Below are 16,224 nucleotides of genomic sequence, written 5' to 3'. Positions count from 1 at the left end.
GCGCCGCCGTCCTTTTGCCACGATTGACGGTGCGGGCTTCCATTACAATGCAGTGCCCGGCACCCGGCGGCGCCACATATGCGCGCCAAAAATGGCCGAAATGGCCGAAAAGGCCGAAATGGCCGGGATCTCCACTTTCGTAGCGACTCCATGGCGAGCAAAACCAGTCAGTACAGCGAATCCTCCATCCGGGTCCTGAAGGGCCTGGAGCCGGTCAAGCAGCGCCCCGGCATGTACACCCGCACCGACAACCCCCTGCATATCGTGCAGGAGGTGATCGACAACGCGTCCGACGAGGCGCTGGGCGGCTTCGGTTCCGAGATCCTGGTCACGCTGCACCGCGACGGCAGCGTCAGCGTGGAGGACGACGGCCGCGGCATCCCGGTCGGCATCCATCCGGAAGAAGGCGTGCCGGTGGTCGAGATCGTCTTCACGCGGCTGCACGCGGGCGGCAAGTTCGACAAGGGCAAGGGCGGCGCCTACGCGTTCTCCGGCGGTCTGCACGGCGTGGGCGTGTCGGTGACCAACGCGCTGTCGACGCAGCTCGACGTCTCGGTCTGGCGCGACGGCATGGCCTCGACGCTCACGTTCTCCGGCGGCGATGTGACCGTGCCGCTCGCATCGCGCAAGCTCGAGCGCGGCGAGAAGAAGAACGGTACGCGCGTGCAGGTGTGGCCGGATGCGAAGTATTTCGACTCGGCCACGATTCCGCAGGCCGAGCTGCAGCGCCTGCTGCGCAGCAAGGCCGTGCTGTTGCCCGGTGTGAAAGTCACGCTGGTCACTGAAAAGACCGGCGAGTCCCAGACCTGGCAGTACGACCAGGGCTTGAAGGGCTACCTGGTCGAAGCGCTGGCGCAGGGCAGCGGTGCCGAACTCGTGATCCCGATGTTCGAGGGCGAGCATTTCGCCGACCCGGACGCCAACCCCGGCGAAGAAGGCTTTGCCCACGGCGAAGGCGCCTCATGGGTCGTGGCCTGGACCGAAGAGGGCTCGCCGGTGCGCGAGTCCTACGTCAACCTGATTCCCACGCCGGCCGGCGGCACGCACGAGTCCGGGCTGCGCGAAGGCCTGTTCCAGGCAGTCAAGAGCTTTATCGAGATGCACGCGCTGCAGCCCAAGGGCGTCAAGCTGATGAGCGAGGACGTGTTCGCGCGCGCCTCGTTCGTGCTCTCGGCCAAGGTGCTGGACCCGCAGTTCCAGGGCCAGATCAAGGAACGCCTGAACAGCCGCGACGCCGTGCGGCTGGTATCGACCTTCAGCCGTCCGGCGCTGGAGCTGTGGCTGAACCACCACGTCGAGTACGGCAAGAAGCTGGCCGAACTGGTGATCCGCCAGGCCCAGGCGCGCACGCGCGCCGCGCAGAAGGTGGAAAAGAAAAAGGGCTCGGGCGTGGCCGTGCTGCCCGGCAAGCTGACCGACTGCGAATCGACCGACGTCACGCGCAACGAGATCTTCCTGGTCGAGGGCGACTCCGCCGGCGGCTCGGCCAAGATGGGCCGCGACAAGGAATACCAGGCCATCCTGCCGCTGCGCGGCAAGGTGCTCAACACCTGGGAGACCGAGCGCGACCGCCTGTTCGCCAACAACGAGGTGCATGACATCGCGGTGGCGATCGGCGTGGACCCGCACGGCCCGAACGACGAACCCGACCTGTCCAACCTGCGCTACGGCAAGATCTGCATCCTGTCCGACGCGGACGTCGACGGCGCGCACATCCAGGTGCTGCTGCTGACGCTGTTCTTCCGCCACTTCCCGAAGCTGATCGACGCGGGCAACGTCTGCGTGGCACGCCCGCCGCTGTTCCGCGTCGACGCGCCCGCGCGGGGCAAGAAGCCCGCGCAGAAGCTATACGCGCTCGATGAAGGTGAGCTCGAAGCCATCCAGGACAAGCTGCTCAAGGACGGCGTCAAGGACGGCAGCTGGCAGATCTCGCGCTTCAAGGGCCTGGGCGAAATGAGCGCCGAACAGCTCTGGGAGACCACCATGAACCCGGATACGCGGCGCCTGCTGCCCGTGGCGCTGGGCGAGTTCGACCTGCCGCAGACCGTCGAGATGATGAACATGCTCATGGGCAAGGGCGAGGCCGCGCAACGCCGCAGCTGGCTGGAAGAGAAGGGCAACGAAGTCGAGGCCGATATCTGACGGGCTGTCTGTGCGCGGACAGACAAAGGGGCATAATGCCCCCTTTGGCTTCCCCGCACGCAAGCCGGACCGCATGATGAGAACGAGACCGACACCGACACGCAAACCATGGCATCACGCAGCCGCGGCCGTGCTGATGGTGGCCGGTCTCGTCTGCGCGCCGGCGGCACATGCCGAGCTCTACGGCTTCATCGACGCGGATGGCATCGCCCACTTTGCCGACCGCAAGCTCGACGAGCGCTACAAGCTGTTCATGCGCAACGGCGGCAGCTTCGATAGCTCGCGCGGTGCGCGCGGCTCGGGCGACGCAGGCGCTGGCGCGATCGATCTCGAGCAGCACAAGCTGTACCGCTACATCGTCAACCACCCGAACATCGCCAAGGTCGAGCCGATGATCCGCCAGATCGCGGACAAGCAGGACGTCGACCCGGCGCTGGTCAAGGCGGTGATGGCGGTGGAGTCCGGCTTCAACCCGTCGGCCGTGTCGCCCAAGGGCGCCATCGGGCTGATGCAGGTGATTCCCGACACCGGCGCGCGCTTTGGCGTGAGCGCCGACGCGCGCCGCAGTGTCGAGCAGAAGCTGGCCGATCCGCGCATCAATATCGCGGCCGGCGTGCGTTACCTGCGCTGGCTGATGGAGCTGTTTCCCGACAACCTGGAACTGGTGCTGGCCGCGTACAACGCGGGCGAGGGCGCGGTGCAGCGCTACAACAACCGCGTTCCGCCGTACCCGGAAACGCAGCAGTACGTGAGCACCGTGCTGCAGTTCTACCGGCTCTACCAGCCTGGCGGCGGTCCGGCCGTGATGCGGACCAGCGCGGCAGCCGGCGGGCCGTCGCGCGTGAAGATGGTGATCGGCGGACGGCGCAACATGCCCTGACCGGATTCCCCAAACAACAAGCCACCCGGCGCGCCGGCATCACAGTATGGCGCGCCGTCTTCTTGCCAATCCATGGAACAACAAGACATCACGTTTCAACCCGAAGAGCCGGCGGATTCGCTGACGCTGGCGCGCTACGCCGAGCGGGCCTACCTCGACTATGCCGTCAGCGTGGTCAAGGGCCGCGCGCTGCCCGAGGTCGCGGATGGCCAGAAGCCCGTGCAGCGGCGCATCCTGTTCGCCATGCACGAGATGGGCCTGCGCGCCGACTCCAAGCCGGTCAAGTCCGCACGCGTGGTGGGCGACGTGCTGGGCAAGTTCCATCCGCACGGCGACCAGTCGGCCTATGACGCGCTGGTGCGCCTGGCGCAGGACTTCTCGCTGCGCTATCCGCTGATCGACGGCCAGGGCAACTTCGGCTCGCGCGATGGCGACGGCGCCGCGGCGATGCGATACACCGAAGCGCGCCTGACGCCGATCGCGCGCCTGCTGCTCGACGAGATCGACGAGGGCACGGTCGACTTCATCGCCAACTACGATGGCTCGATGGAAGAGCCCCGCCTGCTGCCCGCGCGCATGCCGTTCGTGCTGCTCAACGGCGCCTCGGGCATTGCCGTGGGCATGGCCACGGAAGTGCCGCCGCACAACTTGCGCGAAGTGGCCGGCGCCACCGTGGCGATGATCCGCAACCCGAACATCACGCTGGCCGAACTGCTGGCGCTGATGCCCGGCCCCGACTATCCGGGCGGCGGCCAGATCATCTCGCCCGCGGCGGATATCGCCCAGATCTATGAATCGGGCCGCGGCAGCCTGAAGGTGCGCGCGCGCTGGACTATCGAGGAAATGGCGCGCGGCCAGTGGCAGCTGGTTGTGAATGAACTCCCTCCGTCCACGTCGGCGCAGAAGGTCCTTGAAGAGATCGAGGAGCTGACCAACCCGAAGATCAAGACCGGCAAGAAGGCCCTGACCCCGGAACAGCAGCAGCTCAAGGCCACGGTGCTGGCCGTGCTGGATGCCGTGCGCGATGAATCGGGCAAGGATGCGCCGGTGCGGCTGGTGTTCGAGCCCAAGAGCAAGAATATCGGGCAGCAGGAATTCATCCAGACGCTGCTGGCGCATACCAGCCTGGAATCGGGCGCGCCGATCAACCTCGTGATGATCGGCACGGATGGCCGTCCGCGCCAGAAGGGCCTGCGCGATATCCTGCGCGAGTGGATCGACTTCCGCTTCGCCACCGTCACGCGGCGCACGCGCCATCGCCTGGCCAAGGTGGAAGACCGCATCCATATCCTCGAAGGCCGGATGCTGGTGCTGCTGAACATCGACGAGGTGATCCGCATCATCCGCGAGAGCGACGAGCCCAAGGCCGCGCTGATCGAACGGTTTGGCCTGAGCGACCGCCAGGCCGAGGACATCCTGGAAATCCGCCTGCGCCAGCTGGCCAGGCTGGAAGCGATCCGGATCGAGAAGGAACTGAAGGACTTGCGCGAAGAGCAGGCCGACCTGGACGTACTGCTGAAGTCCGACACCATGATGCGCCGTCGCATCATCAAGGAGATCGAGACCGACGCCAAGCAATACAGCCCGGAAGACAAGGACCCGCGCCGCACGCTGATCCAGGAAGAACGCCGCGCCAGCGCCGAGGTGCGCGTGGTGGACGAACCGGTCACGGTGGTGGTGTCGCAGAAGGGCTGGGTGCGCGCGCGCCAGGGCCACGGCCACGATGCGCAGCAGTTCACCTTCAAGGCGGGCGATGCGCTGTATGACACCTTCGAGTGCCGCACGGTTGACGTGCTGCTGGCGTTCGGCACCAATGGCCGCGTGTACTCGGTGCCGGTGGCCGGCCTGCCGGGCGGGCGCGGCGACGGCGTGCCGCTGACCACGCTGATCGAGCTGCAGCCGGGCAGCCAGATTGCCCATACCTTCGCCGGCAACGCCGAGCAGCGCATGCTGATCGCCACGCAGGGCGGCAATGGCTTCCTGACCAAGGTGGGCGACATGACCGGCCGCCAGAAGGGCGGCAAGTCGTTCCTGACGCTGGACGACGGCGACGCACCGCTCACGCCTGCGCCGATCGGCGACGAGGCCACGCACGTGGCCTGCCTGTCCGGCAACGGACGCCTGCTGCTGGTGGCGCTGGAAGAGGTCAAGGTGCTGTCGGCCGGCGGCCGCGGCGTGATCCTGATGGAGCTGGAGCCGAAGGAGACGCTGCTGCAGGCGGTTGGTGTGGGTGCGCCGGGATTGCTGGTTTCTGGTACGACGCCGCGTGGCGGCAAGCCTGACTCGCAGAAGCTGGCGGGGGCGAACCTGATGCCGTATGTCGGCAAGCGGGCGCGCAAGGGCAAGGCGCTGGACAGCAAGCTAAAGGGCGTGCGGATCGATCCGGTGAAGATCGTACCGCCTGCTGGCAACTAACGCCGCAGCGGATTTTTTCCCCTCTCCCGCAAGCGGGAGAGGGGAGTACCGCCGTGGCAGGTTTCACGCTATCTCCGTCGCCGGCCCTTGCCTGTAATTCTTCCCATGTCCCCCCTGGCCCCACCCCCCACGCCCCGCGCCCTGTTCCTCGAATTCGCCCGCATGGGCCTGTCCGGCTTCGGCGGTGTCCTGCCCTTCGTGCGCCGCGCCGTGGTGGAGCGCAACCGCTGGATGGATGATCGCGATTTTGTCGAACTGCTGAGCCTGGGCCAGGTCCTGCCCGGGCCCAATGTCATCAACCTGGCCTTGATGCTGGGCCTGCGCTTTGCCGGCTGGCGCGGCGCGCTGGCCGCGTTCAGCGGCCTGGTCATGGTGCCGATGGGACTCGTGCTCGGTTTGCTGCTGCTATACCAGCACTATCAGGAAGTGCCCGCCGTGCAGCGCATGCTGGCGGGCATGACGGCGGTATCGGCCGGCCTGATGCTGGCCACGGCCATCAAGCTGGCTCACAGCCTGTCGCTGACGCTGCGAGCCGTGCTGATCGGCGGCGCAGCCTTTCTGCTGATCGGTCTGCTGAGCTGGCCGCTGGTGCCGGTCATGGTTGTGCTCGTGCCGCTCGCGCTGTGGCTCGAGTGGCGCGCAAACCGCGGAGGGCAGCCATGAGCTCAGCCGGGCTGCTGGCCAGCCTGTTCGCCCATTTCAGCGCGCTGTCGCTGCTGGCTATCGGCGGGGCGAGTTCCACCTTGCCGGACATGCATCGCTACCTGGTCGAGGCCAATGGCTGGCTGACCGATGCGCAGTTTTCGGCGATGTACGCAATCTCGCAGGCGGCGCCGGGTCCCAATGTGCTGTTCGTGTCGCTGTTCGGGTGGCAGGTGGCGGGCTTTGCCGGATCGCTTGCGGCCATGTTCGGCATGTGCGGCCCGTCCAGCCTGATCGCGCTCGCGTTCGAGTATTTCTCCGGGCGTTCGCCGCATGCGACCTGGCCCGGCCTGATCCGGCGCGGGCTGGCGGCGCTGACGATCGGCCTGCTGTTCTCATCGGGCTGGGTGCTGGCGCGCAGCGTCGACCACGGCTGGGGCGCAGCGGCTATCACCGTGGTGACGGTCCTGCTGATGCTGAAGACCCGCGCGCACCCGTTGTTGCTGGTAGCCATCGGGGGAGTGGCCGGCCTGCTCGGCGTGCTCTGACGCATCCAATGAGAAGCCCCGCCGGAGCGGGGCTTCATGGGGCGGTGAAACGGTCAGGCCACGTCAGTGGATGACCATCTGCGTGAACGGATGCACGTAGGCCTGCAGCGTGACGAAGATACCCACCAGGATCGCCAGCGCAATCGAGTGGAAGAACACATAGCGCAGGATGTCGCCTTCATGCCCGTACCACTTGGTAGCGGTGGAGGCCACCACGATGGACTGCGCGTCGATCATCTTGCCCATCACGCCACCCGAGCTGTTGGCCGCGGACATCAGCACCGGCGACAGGCCAAGCTGCTCCGCCGTGGTCTTCTGCAAACCGCCGAACAGCACGTTGGACGCGGTGTCCGATCCCGTCAGCGCCACGCCGAGCCAGCCTAGCATGGTGCCGAACAAAGGGTAGAGCACGCCGGTCTGCGCGAACGCCAGGCCCAGCGTCGCATCGAGGCCCGAGTAGCGGGTCAGGTAGCCGATGCCGAACATCGCGCTGATGGTCAGCAGCGAGAACTTGGTCAGCTTGATGGTTTCCCAGTATTCCCTGGCCAGGCGCGGGATCGAGTAGCCCATCAGCAGGCCGCCAATGACGGCGGACACCAGGATGCCGGTGCCGGCCATCGACAGCACGTTGAAGGCAAAGACGGCCGGCTCGGCGATTTCCTTGGGCGTGACGGGCGGATGCTTGATGATCGCCTTGTCGAGGCCCGGGATCGGGAATTTCCATTGCCACAGCGCGTCCATGAACTTCTTGAACTCGGGGATGCCCCAGACGAACACGAAGACGGTCAGGATGATCCACGGCAGCCAGGCCTTGGCGACCGAGATGCCGGCCGAAGCGGCGCTGGCGGCGGCTTCGGCGGCCACGGCTTCGGGGTGGTCGACCTTGGAGTCGTCGTGGCGGCCGAGGATCTTGGTCGAGGTCCAGATCTCCTTGGGGTGCCAGATCTTCAGGAAGAGCGTCAGGCAGCCCATCGAGATCAGCGAGGAGATCACGTCCACCAGCCATGGGCCGTGGAAGTTCGAGACCAGGAACTGCGGCACCGCGAAGGTCACGCCCGCAACGAGAATGGCCGGCCAGATCGCGATCATGCCGCGGAACCCGGCGAAGGCCCAGATCAGCCAGAACGGCACCAGCACCGAAAAGAACGGCAGCTGCCGGCCGATCATGGCCGACAGCGTGACCTGGTCGATGCCCGTTACCGACGACAAGCCGATGATCGGCGCACCGAGCGCGCCGAAGGCCACCGGCGCGGTGTTGGCGATCAGCGCCAGGCCCGAGGCGGCCAGCGGCGAAAAGCCCAGGCCGATCAGGATGGCACCGGTCACGGCCACCGGCGTGCCAAAGCCGGCCGCGCCTTCAAAGAAGGCGCCGAAGCTGAAGGCCACCAGCAGCAACTGCAGGCGGCGGTCTTCGGTCACGCCCGAAATGGAGTTCTGCAAGACCTTGAACGACCCGTTCAGTGTGGTGAGCCGGTGCAGGAAGATGATGTTGAGGACGATCCACCCGATCGGGAACAGCCCGGAGACAATGCCCAGCCCGGCGGCCTTGCCCGCCATGGCCGCAGGCATGCCGAAGACCGCGGCAGCTACGACGACGCCAACGACCAGCGCCAGGCCGGCGGCCAGGTGCGCCTGCATATGAAAGAAGGCCAGCGCTGCAAGCAGCACGGCGACCGGGACGCCCGCGGCAATGGTGGACAGCGCCATATTGCCTAGCGGGTCATAGACTTGACTCCACACGATTGAAATCCTCCTCTGGTTTGGCTCGGGCGGCCCGGGCGATCTCCGTGCCCTTGGCTGCCGCTGTACACGCGTACCGACGTGCGGCGTCAGCCGCACACGCGAGTCGAACAAGGATTGTAAGGATGGGTTCCTGGTTCGCCGCCTTAAATCCGGTCATGACATCCATGAACCGGTTTCAGGGATCAGGGTTTGCCAGGGGGCAGCATGGCGCACGTGCTGCCTGAAGCCCAGAGTACTCTAAACGGCGCCTCTTAGAAATGTATGCCAGCCAGGAAATCAACATAATGTCGGCTTGGCAATGGCGCGCGGCGTGCGTAGCCTGTCTGGCGGATGCCGTAGAGATCCGGGATCCCGGATCCGATCAAGGAGACACCATGCCTGAGTTCCTCCCCCCATGGCCGCTGCTTGGCGCATTCGTGCTGGCGAGCCTGGCGTTGGCCGTGACCCCCGGGCCGGCCGTGGTCTATATCGTGACGCGCACGCTGGCGCAGGGCCGGCGCGCCGGGCTGGCGTCGGTTGGCGCCGTGGCCCTGGGCAACCTCGGCAATGCTGCGGGCGCCGCGCTCGGGCTGGCGGTGCTGTTCTCGATTTCGGCGCTGGCTTTCACGGTCGTGAAGTACGCCGGGGCGGCCTATCTGATCTGGCTCGGCATCCGCACCTTGCGCACCGCGCCCGCGGTGGATGCGGATACGCCGCCTCCGGCGCGCCCGCTGCGCCAGGTATTGCGCGATGGCTTCGTGGTGGCGCTGCTCAATCCCAAGACCGCTATCTTCTTTGCCGCCTTCCTGCCGCAGTTCATGAATCCGGCGGCTTCAGCACTGACGCAGAGTCTGGCGCTGGGCGTGGGTTTCGTGCTGATCGCGGCCACGACGGACGTCTGCTACGTGACGGCAGCGGCGGCCGTGATGCCGGCGCTGCGCCGTGCCGGGCGGGCACGGGCGGCCGGCCGCTACCTGACGGCAGCGGCCTTTATCGGGCTCGGGGTGTTCACGGCGGCGTCGGGTTCGCGCGCCGGCAAGTAAGGGCGGGGCCGCCGCAGCGCGCTTAGCGCAGCGGCAGTTCCAGGATGCCCTCGGCGGCCGGGCGTGCGCGCATGGCGGCGAGCCAGCGCTCGAGTTCCGGCCGCGGCTCGTGCTCGACCGGCGTGCCCATCCAGCGATGGGCGGCGCAGGCCAGCGAGATATCGGCCATGGTGAAGCGATCGCCGCCGATGAACTCGCGCCCGGTCAGGGCCTTGTCGAGCATCGCAGCCAGCGGTTTCGTGCGCGCGCATGACGCGGCCACGGCGGCATCGTCGCGCTTCTCGGGCGCAATGCGCACCATATTGAGGAAGGCGGTGACCATGGCCGGGCTGAAGGTGGTGGTCTGCCAGTCCATCCAGCGATCGGCCGAGGCGCGTGCCTTGACGTCTTCCGGCCACAGCGTGCCCTCGCCATACTGCGCGCACAGGTAGCGCACGATGGCATTGGACTCCCACAGCACGAAGGGCTCGCCGCCGACATCCGTGCCGCGGAAGTCCTCGATCACGGGAATCTGGCGGTTGGGATTGAGGCGGACATAGGCCTCGGTGTCCAGGTCGCCCTGGCTGACGCCGATGTCGACGCGCTCATGGTCCAGGTGCAGCTCGCGCGCGCACCAGACCACCTTCTGTACATTGATCGACGACAGTCGACCCCAGATCCGCAGCATGAAGATTCTCCCCTGATCTTTTGCGGTGTTTTTCAGGCCGCGCGGGCCTGCGATGCCGACGCGATGGCTTTGCGGAACACTTCGCCCAGGATCGCCACGCCCTGCTCGATGCGCTCGGGCGGCACCGTCACGAACGCCAGGCGCAGCGTGTTGCGCTGCGGGTTGCTGGCGTAGAAGGGCGCGCCCGGCACATAGGCGACATTGCGCTTCACGGCTTCTTCCAGGATCGCCATGCTGTCCAGGCCCAGCCCTTCAGGCAGCTGTACCCAGATGAACATCCCGCCTTCCGGCTCGTTCCAGCTTACGCCTTCGGGCATGTGGCGCGCCAGTGCGCCGAGCATGACCTGGCATTGCTTTCCGTACAGTTCACGGATGGTCGGGATGTGGCGGTCAAGCAACCCGTCGCGGATAGTCTCGTAGGCCACGCGCTGGGTGAACGTCGGCGTATGCAGGTCCGATGCCTGCTTGGCCTGGCACAGCTTGAAGTGGAGCTCAGGCGGGGCGATCACGAAGCCCAGGCGCAGGCCCGGCGCCAGCACCTTCGAGAACGAGCCCATGTAGATCACGCCGTCGGGGTTCATCGACAGCAGCGTCGGCAGCTGGTCGCCGGTGTAGCTCAGTTCGCCGTACGGGTCGTCTTCGACCAGCAGCACGCCGAATTCCTTCGCGCGCGCCACCAGGGCCTGGCGGCGTCCCAGCGGCAGGCGGCGGCCGGTCGGGTTCTGGAAGTTGGGCAGGGCGTACAGGAAGCGCGCGCCGGCGGTCAGTTCGGCGGTCAGCGCTTCAGGCTGCAAGCCCTTGTCGTCGGTGGGAATGGAGGTGAATTCCGGCTCGAACAGCGAAAACGCCTGGAGCGCGCCGAGATAGCTCGGTGTTTCCACCAGCACCTTGCTGCCCGGGTCGATCAGCACCTTGGCGATCAGGTCCAGCGCCTGCTGCGAGCCCGTGGTGATCAGCACGCGCTCCACGTCCACGTTGTGGCGCCTGGCGATGAACTCGCGCAGCGGCAGGTAGCCTTCGGTGGCCGCGTACTGCAAGGCCGCGGCCGGGTTGTCGGCGAATACACGGGCCGTCGCCGCCTCCATGGCCGCTACCGGGAAGGAGGCCGGCGAGGGCAGTCCGCCGGCGAAGGAAATGACTTCCGGACGCTCGGTCACCTTCAGGATTTCGCGGATGGCCGAGCTGGTCAGTTGCTGCGCCCGGCGGGAGATGGCCCATTGCATGATGTTTCTCTTTTCTCTGGGGAGAACCGCCTGGCGGGCGGCTCAGTCAACGATGAATAGTCTGGCCCCGGTCGGCGTCGACGATCGGTGCGGTTCCGCCTGGTCGGCAACCTGGTAGCTCGTGCCCGCGCGGAGCACGAACTGGCGGCCGTCTTCCAGTTCGGTATGCAGTTCGCCGTCCAGCACGAACAGGATATGGCCCTTCGAGCACCAGTGGTCCGCCAGGTAGCCGGCCGAGTACTCGACCATGCGCACCCGGATCTCCCCAAACTGGCGCGTGCGCCAAAGCGCCTCGCCCCGTTCGCCGGGGTGGCGCGTGGGTTCGACCGCGGACCAGTCGGTGGTGCCGAAGGGCAGGTTGTCGATGCGCATCGCGGCAGCGGCCGATGGTTCAGTTCACTTCGACGATCATTTCGATCTCGACGCAGGCGCCCAGCGGAATCTGCGCCACGCCGAACGCGCTGCGCGCGTGCTTGCCCTTGTCGCCGAAGATTTCGGCCAGCAGCTCCGAGGCACCATTGGTCACCAGGTGCTGCTCGGTGAAGTCTTCGGTGGAATTCACCAGGCTCATCACCTTGACGATGCGCGTGACGCGGTTCAGGTCGCCCACGTGGCGGTGCAGCGTGGCCAGCAGGTCGATCGCGATCGACCGCGCGGCGGCCTTGCCGGCTTCGGTGTCGATGTCCTTGCCGAGCTTGCCGGCCCATACCTTGCCGTCCTTGCGGGCGATATGGCCCGACAGGAACACGGTATTGCCGGTCTGCGCGGCCATGACATAGGCGGCGGCCGGGGCGCCGGCGGTGGGTAGTTCGATGCCCAGGCGTGCAAGGGTATCGTAGACGGACATGTGATCTCCTGTCAGTGAGTGCGTTTCGGAAGGATAGGGGGCGTTTCGGCGGTGGTGCCGGCGACCGTGGGCGCGGCCCGCTGCACGGCGGCGCGCCGGCCCAGCGCCACCACGGCGATCACCGCCACGGCGAAGGCGATGGTGGCCGGATCCAGCGGCTCGGCCAGCAGCAGCGCGCCGCCTGCCAGCGTCAGGAACGGCTGCAGCAATTGTATCTGCCCGACACGCGCCACGCCGCCTTTTGCCAGCCCGGCGTACCAGAACAGGAACCCGATGAACATCGAGAACACGGACACATAGGCCATACCGATCCAGGCACGCGGCGATGCGGCGGCGATCACGGCGCTGTCGCGCCAGCCGAGCCAGCCCACCACGGGCAGCAGCACCGGCAGAGACACCACGAGCGCCCAGCTGATGGTCTCCAGCCCGCCCAGCTCGCGCGACAGCTTGCCGCCTTCGGCATAGCCAAGCGCGCCGAGCACCACGGCGGCGAACAGGTACCAGTCCGGTTGCTGCAGCGCCCCTGCACCCTGCCATACGGCAAAGCCGGTCACAAGCGCGCTGCCGGCCACGGCCGACAGCCAGAATGCGGGCGAAGGCCGTTCACGCCCGAACCAGGCGGCGAACACCGCGGTGGCGAGCGGCAGCAGGCCGATCACGATGGCGCCATGGCTGGCCGGCACTTCGCGCATGGCCTGCGAGGAGAACAGCGGAAAGCCGACCACCACGCCAAGCGCGGTCACGGCCAGCCTGGCCCATTGGCCGCCACGCGGGCGTCGCTGCGCATCGAGCGCGCCGCGCATGGCCAGCAGCGCCAGTGCCAGCACGGCCGCGATCACGGCGCGGGCGAGTGCGACGAAGTTCGCGTCCAGTTCCGTCACGGCCATGCGCGTGAACGGCAGCGTCTGGCTGAAGATCGCCACGCCGGTAAAGCCCAGCAGCATGCCGCCGGAATGCGGCGGGTGCGAGGGGGAGGAACTTGCCTGCGGATCAGTCATGTTGATGCTGGTGGATCAGGGCGCCGCGGGGCGCACGCTGACGGCGATCCACACGGCGGTAAGGGCCAGCGCCAGACCCATGGTGCGGTTGAACCAGCGCACGCGGTTGCCTTGCATCAGCCATTGCCGCAGCGAGGCGCCCAGCACGCCGTACAGGCTGTTGCTGACGAAACCGAACATGCCGAACGTGGTGCAAACCAGCAGCACGCGCTGCGCGGGCGAGGGCGCGCCGGCCATGTACGACGCGGCGGTGGCCAGCGCCATCATCCACGCCTTGATGTTGGCGTACTGCAGCACGGCGGACTGCCACACATTGAGCGGGCGCAAGACCTGCTTCTCCGCCAGCACGGTGCTGCGCGCGATCCTGGCGGCCAGCCACAGCAAGTAGCCCACGCCGGCCATATGCACGATGGTGGCCAGTGCCGGACTGCGCAGGATCAGCGCGCCGACGCCGACCGCGCACAGCGCCAGGATGCTGGCAAAGCCGAAGGCCACGCCCACGCAATGGGGCAGCGTGGCGCGCAGGCCGAAATTGGCTCCCGTCACGGCGGCGATGGTGGTGTTGGGTCCTGGTGTGAAGGAACCCACTGCAAGCAGCGTGATGAGCGCCAGGAATTGCGCTGCCGAGAGGCCGGTCAGGAAATTTCCGGTCATGGCGCCCAGGCGAAGTTGACGACCACGCGCCGGTCGGTGCCGTGGCAAGGATCGTCGTCGAAGCGTTTGCGGGTGACGGTCATCGGTGAATCTCCGTGGTCTTGTTCTTGTTGGCGTTCGGCTAGCGCAGGGTGCGGATGCCCTGCGGGGTTTCGATTTCAGCGATCAACTGCGGCGGACCATCGCATTGTTCCAGCGATATCAGCGTCTCGCCGCCCAGCCATGCCAGGCCCTGGCGCAGCAGTTCGGCATGCGGATGCTGGCCGGTGAGACGGCGCAGCGCCAGGTCCTGCCGCGGCAGGCTGGCGCCAGGATGCGGGGAAACGTCCCACTGGATCAGGCTCGGCAGCAGGCCGTCGCCGGCGCTGGCGGCTTCACCGTGCCAGGCGGGCAGGCTGCCGTCTTCCGGCACCGTGATGCGCCAGCGCAGGTCCCCACGCTGCATCGGAATGACCGGCGCGATCCGGTCGGGATATTGCGCCTGCCAGCGCGTCAGGTCGGCGGGGCGCTCCACGCGCGCGGCCCAGTGCAGCAGGAAGGGGCCGGCCTGCAGCCGCGCGCGCACGCGGTCGCTGTCGTGCCCGAACCAGCGCGGGCGCTGCGGCGCAGGCGCGTCCGGATCGACCGCGATTACCTCCAGATACATCCCGCCAAACAAGCCGAGCACGCGGTTGTGCGTGCCCATGGCCGCATGGGCGCCGCCTCCGTGCGGAGCGATGCCAAGCGCGTCGGCGACGTATGCCGTGCCGGTGTCGAGGGTCGATGCAGCAATGACGAGGTGATCGAGGGCGAGCTTCATGTTGGCTTGATGGTAGACAAGGTAGTCGGTACAGTACCGGTACAGTTATGCGGATCGTATTCAGTACAGTTGCAGGAGCACCACATGGACGGCAGCCAGCAGCAGGATTCCTCCGCCGCGCCCGATCGCAAGGATAGCGGAAGCGGCGCGCAGGACACATCAGGGCGCGCGTTGCGGCTGGTCGTGCCACCCGGCGCGGCAGGCAGTACGGAACGCATGCCCGACCCGGTGCCGTCGGCGCAGATGACGCTGGTCGAGCAGCTCACAGAATGGGCCCGCATGCGCATCGACGAACGCGTGTTCCGCGCCGGCATGCGCATGCCGTCGATCCGCCAGCTGGCGCAGGAAAAGGGCATTTCGCGCTTTACCGTGGTGGAGGCGTACGAGCGGCTGGTGGCGCTGGGCTACCTCGAATCGCGCCGCGGCTCGGGCTTCTACGTGCGCGAACGCGTGGCGCAGGCCTCGGCCGCGCCGGTGGCGCCCGTGGCGGTGGCCGCGCGCAATATCGACGTGACCTGGCTGCTGCGCAGCATGTTCCATACCGCCGAGACCCGCAAGGCGCCCGGTCTCGGCTTTCTGCCCAACGAGTGGCTCGATGGCGAACTGATCGCCAGCGCGCTGCGCGGACTGGGCCGCCAGCCGGGCAACCATTTCCTGGCCAGCGGCACGCCGCAGGGCTTCCTGCCGCTGCGCCAGCAGCTGCGCACGCGGCTGGAGGAGCTGGAGATCGGCGCCACGGCAGAGCAGATCGTGCTGACGTCGGGCATCACGCAGGCGCTCGACCTGATCGCGCGGCTTTACCTGTGCCCCGGCGACACCGTGCTGGTCGGAGACCCGGCCTGGTTCGTGATGTTCGGCCGTTTTGCCGCGCAGGGCGCGCAGGTGATCGGCGTGCCCTACACGGCCGAAGGGCCGGACCTGGAGGCGCTGGAGCGCATCGTGCAGGCGCACCGGCCGCGGCTGTTCGTCATCAACTCGGTGCTGCACAACCCGACCGGCACCTCGCTGTCCGCCGCCAAGGCGTTCCGGCTGCTGCAGATGGCCGAGCAGTACGATTTCCTGATCGTCGAGGACGACATCTACTGCGACCTGTGCCCGCCCGGCCATGCCGCCACGCGGCTGGCCAGCCTGGACCAGCTGCGCCGCGTGATCTACCTGGGCAGCTTCTCCAAGACGCTGGCGGCGAACCTGCGCGTGGGCTTCATCGCCGCGCACCCGGACCGGGCCGCGACGCTGACCGATAGCAAGCTGCTGGCAGGCCTGGCCACGCCGGAAATCAACGAGCGCGTGCTGTACAAGGTGCTGACCGAGGGCCACTACCGCAAGCATGTGGAGCGGGTGCGCGGCCGGCTGGACCGGGCCCGCGACGACACCCGGCGCGAGCTGGAGCGCCGCGGCCTGCGGCTTTTCCCGGGCCAGCATGCGGGCATGTACCTGTGGGCCGATACCGGCCGCGATACCAATGCCATCGCCACGGCTGGGCATGACAAGGGCTACCTGTTCGCGCCGGGAAGCCTGTTTTCGCCGTCGCAGATGCCGTCCGGCTGGATGCGCTTCAACGTCGCCAGCAGCGGCGACCCGGACATGCTCGACTTCCTGTCCCGGCAGCTGGACCGGCGCTGAAGCCGCCGGCCGGTCTTGAAA

General features: G+C 67.4%; 15 protein-coding genes. 7 read left to right on the top strand and 8 right to left on the bottom strand.

Annotation, left to right across the window (positions count from 1 at the left end; genetic code table 11):
- Positions 1–150 precede the first annotated feature (150 nt).
- The 5 genes from ACIGJC_RS10610 to ACIGJC_RS10590 all read left to right on the top strand — a co-directional run bounded on the left by ACIGJC_RS10610 (position 151) and on the right by ACIGJC_RS10590 (position 6,627).
- Positions 151–2,142 carry a DNA topoisomerase IV subunit B gene (locus ACIGJC_RS10610; protein WP_483708734.1) on the top strand — a complete coding sequence of 664 codons (1,992 nt, stop codon included), beginning with the start codon at positions 151–153 and terminating at the stop codon, positions 2,140–2,142.
- 76 nt (positions 2,143–2,218) lie between these two features.
- Complete coding sequence (locus ACIGJC_RS10605; RefSeq protein WP_483711518.1) at positions 2,219–3,022, top strand: lytic transglycosylase domain-containing protein; 804 nt, start codon at positions 2,219–2,221, stop codon at positions 3,020–3,022.
- A 72-nt stretch (positions 3,023–3,094) separates the two neighbouring features.
- A complete protein-coding gene (parC, locus tag ACIGJC_RS10600) occupies positions 3,095–5,437 on the top strand; it encodes a DNA topoisomerase IV subunit A (protein ID WP_483708733.1) in 2,343 nt (780 codons plus the stop codon).
- Between the two features lie 105 nt (positions 5,438–5,542).
- A complete protein-coding gene (locus ACIGJC_RS10595) occupies positions 5,543–6,100 on the top strand; it encodes a chromate transporter (RefSeq protein ID WP_483708732.1) in 558 nt (185 codons plus the stop codon).
- The gene (locus ACIGJC_RS10590; RefSeq protein ID WP_483708731.1) at positions 6,097–6,627 is read left to right on the top strand and encodes a chromate transporter; all 531 of its coding nucleotides are present in this window, start codon (positions 6,097–6,099) and stop codon (positions 6,625–6,627) included. Before ACIGJC_RS10595 ends, ACIGJC_RS10590 begins: the two co-directional genes overlap by 4 nt.
- Before the next feature lie 63 nt (positions 6,628–6,690).
- On the opposite strand, the gene ACIGJC_RS10585 is transcribed toward ACIGJC_RS10590, so the two are convergent.
- A complete protein-coding gene (locus ACIGJC_RS10585) occupies positions 6,691–8,367 on the bottom strand; it encodes an L-lactate permease (protein ID WP_483708730.1) in 1,677 nt (558 codons plus the stop codon).
- Between the two features lie 377 nt (positions 8,368–8,744).
- Here ACIGJC_RS10585 and ACIGJC_RS10580 point away from each other — a divergent pair, with 377 nt between their 5' ends.
- Entirely contained in the window at positions 8,745–9,392 is a 648-nt protein-coding gene (locus ACIGJC_RS10580) for a LysE family translocator (protein ID WP_483708729.1), read from the top strand.
- A gap of 22 nt (positions 9,393–9,414) precedes the next feature.
- Here the strand turns inward: ACIGJC_RS10580 and ACIGJC_RS10575 are convergent, their stop codons facing one another.
- From ACIGJC_RS10575 to ACIGJC_RS10545, 7 genes are all read right to left on the bottom strand, one after another.
- Positions 9,415–10,059: a glutathione S-transferase family protein gene (locus ACIGJC_RS10575; RefSeq protein ID WP_483708728.1), complete on the bottom strand. Its 645-nt coding sequence runs from the start codon at positions 10,057–10,059 to the stop codon at positions 9,415–9,417.
- A 32-nt stretch (positions 10,060–10,091) separates the two neighbouring features.
- Entirely contained in the window at positions 10,092–11,282 is a 1,191-nt protein-coding gene (locus tag ACIGJC_RS10570; RefSeq protein WP_483708727.1) for an aminotransferase-like domain-containing protein, read from the bottom strand.
- A gap of 42 nt (positions 11,283–11,324) precedes the next feature.
- Positions 11,325–11,654 carry a DHCW motif cupin fold protein gene (locus ACIGJC_RS10565; protein ID WP_483708726.1) on the bottom strand — a complete coding sequence of 110 codons (330 nt, stop codon included), beginning with the start codon at positions 11,652–11,654 and terminating at the stop codon, positions 11,325–11,327.
- Between the two features lie 19 nt (positions 11,655–11,673).
- Positions 11,674–12,129 (bottom strand): RidA family protein, encoded by a 456-nt coding sequence (locus ACIGJC_RS10560; RefSeq protein WP_483708725.1) that lies wholly within the window; start codon positions 12,127–12,129, stop codon positions 11,674–11,676.
- An 11-nt stretch (positions 12,130–12,140) separates the two neighbouring features.
- Positions 12,141–13,127, bottom strand: coding sequence for a DMT family transporter (locus tag ACIGJC_RS10555; RefSeq protein WP_483708724.1), 987 nt, complete (start codon positions 13,125–13,127; stop codon positions 12,141–12,143).
- A gap of 15 nt (positions 13,128–13,142) precedes the next feature.
- The gene (locus tag ACIGJC_RS10550; protein ID WP_483708723.1) at positions 13,143–13,781 is read right to left on the bottom strand and encodes a LysE family translocator; all 639 of its coding nucleotides are present in this window, start codon (positions 13,779–13,781) and stop codon (positions 13,143–13,145) included.
- Between the two features lie 121 nt (positions 13,782–13,902).
- A complete protein-coding gene (locus ACIGJC_RS10545; protein ID WP_483708722.1) occupies positions 13,903–14,580 on the bottom strand; it encodes a VOC family protein in 678 nt (225 codons plus the stop codon).
- Positions 14,581–14,664: 84 nt separating this feature from the next.
- On the opposite strand from ACIGJC_RS10545, the gene ACIGJC_RS10540 reads away from it, so the two are divergent.
- Positions 14,665–16,203, top strand: coding sequence for an aminotransferase-like domain-containing protein (locus ACIGJC_RS10540; protein ID WP_483708721.1), 1,539 nt, complete (start codon positions 14,665–14,667; stop codon positions 16,201–16,203).
- The last annotated feature ends 21 nt before the right edge of the window (positions 16,204–16,224 follow it).

The organism is Cupriavidus sp. C3SS-1 (assembly GCF_057073755.1).
This window is presented reverse-complemented; position numbering and strand designations above follow the sequence as displayed.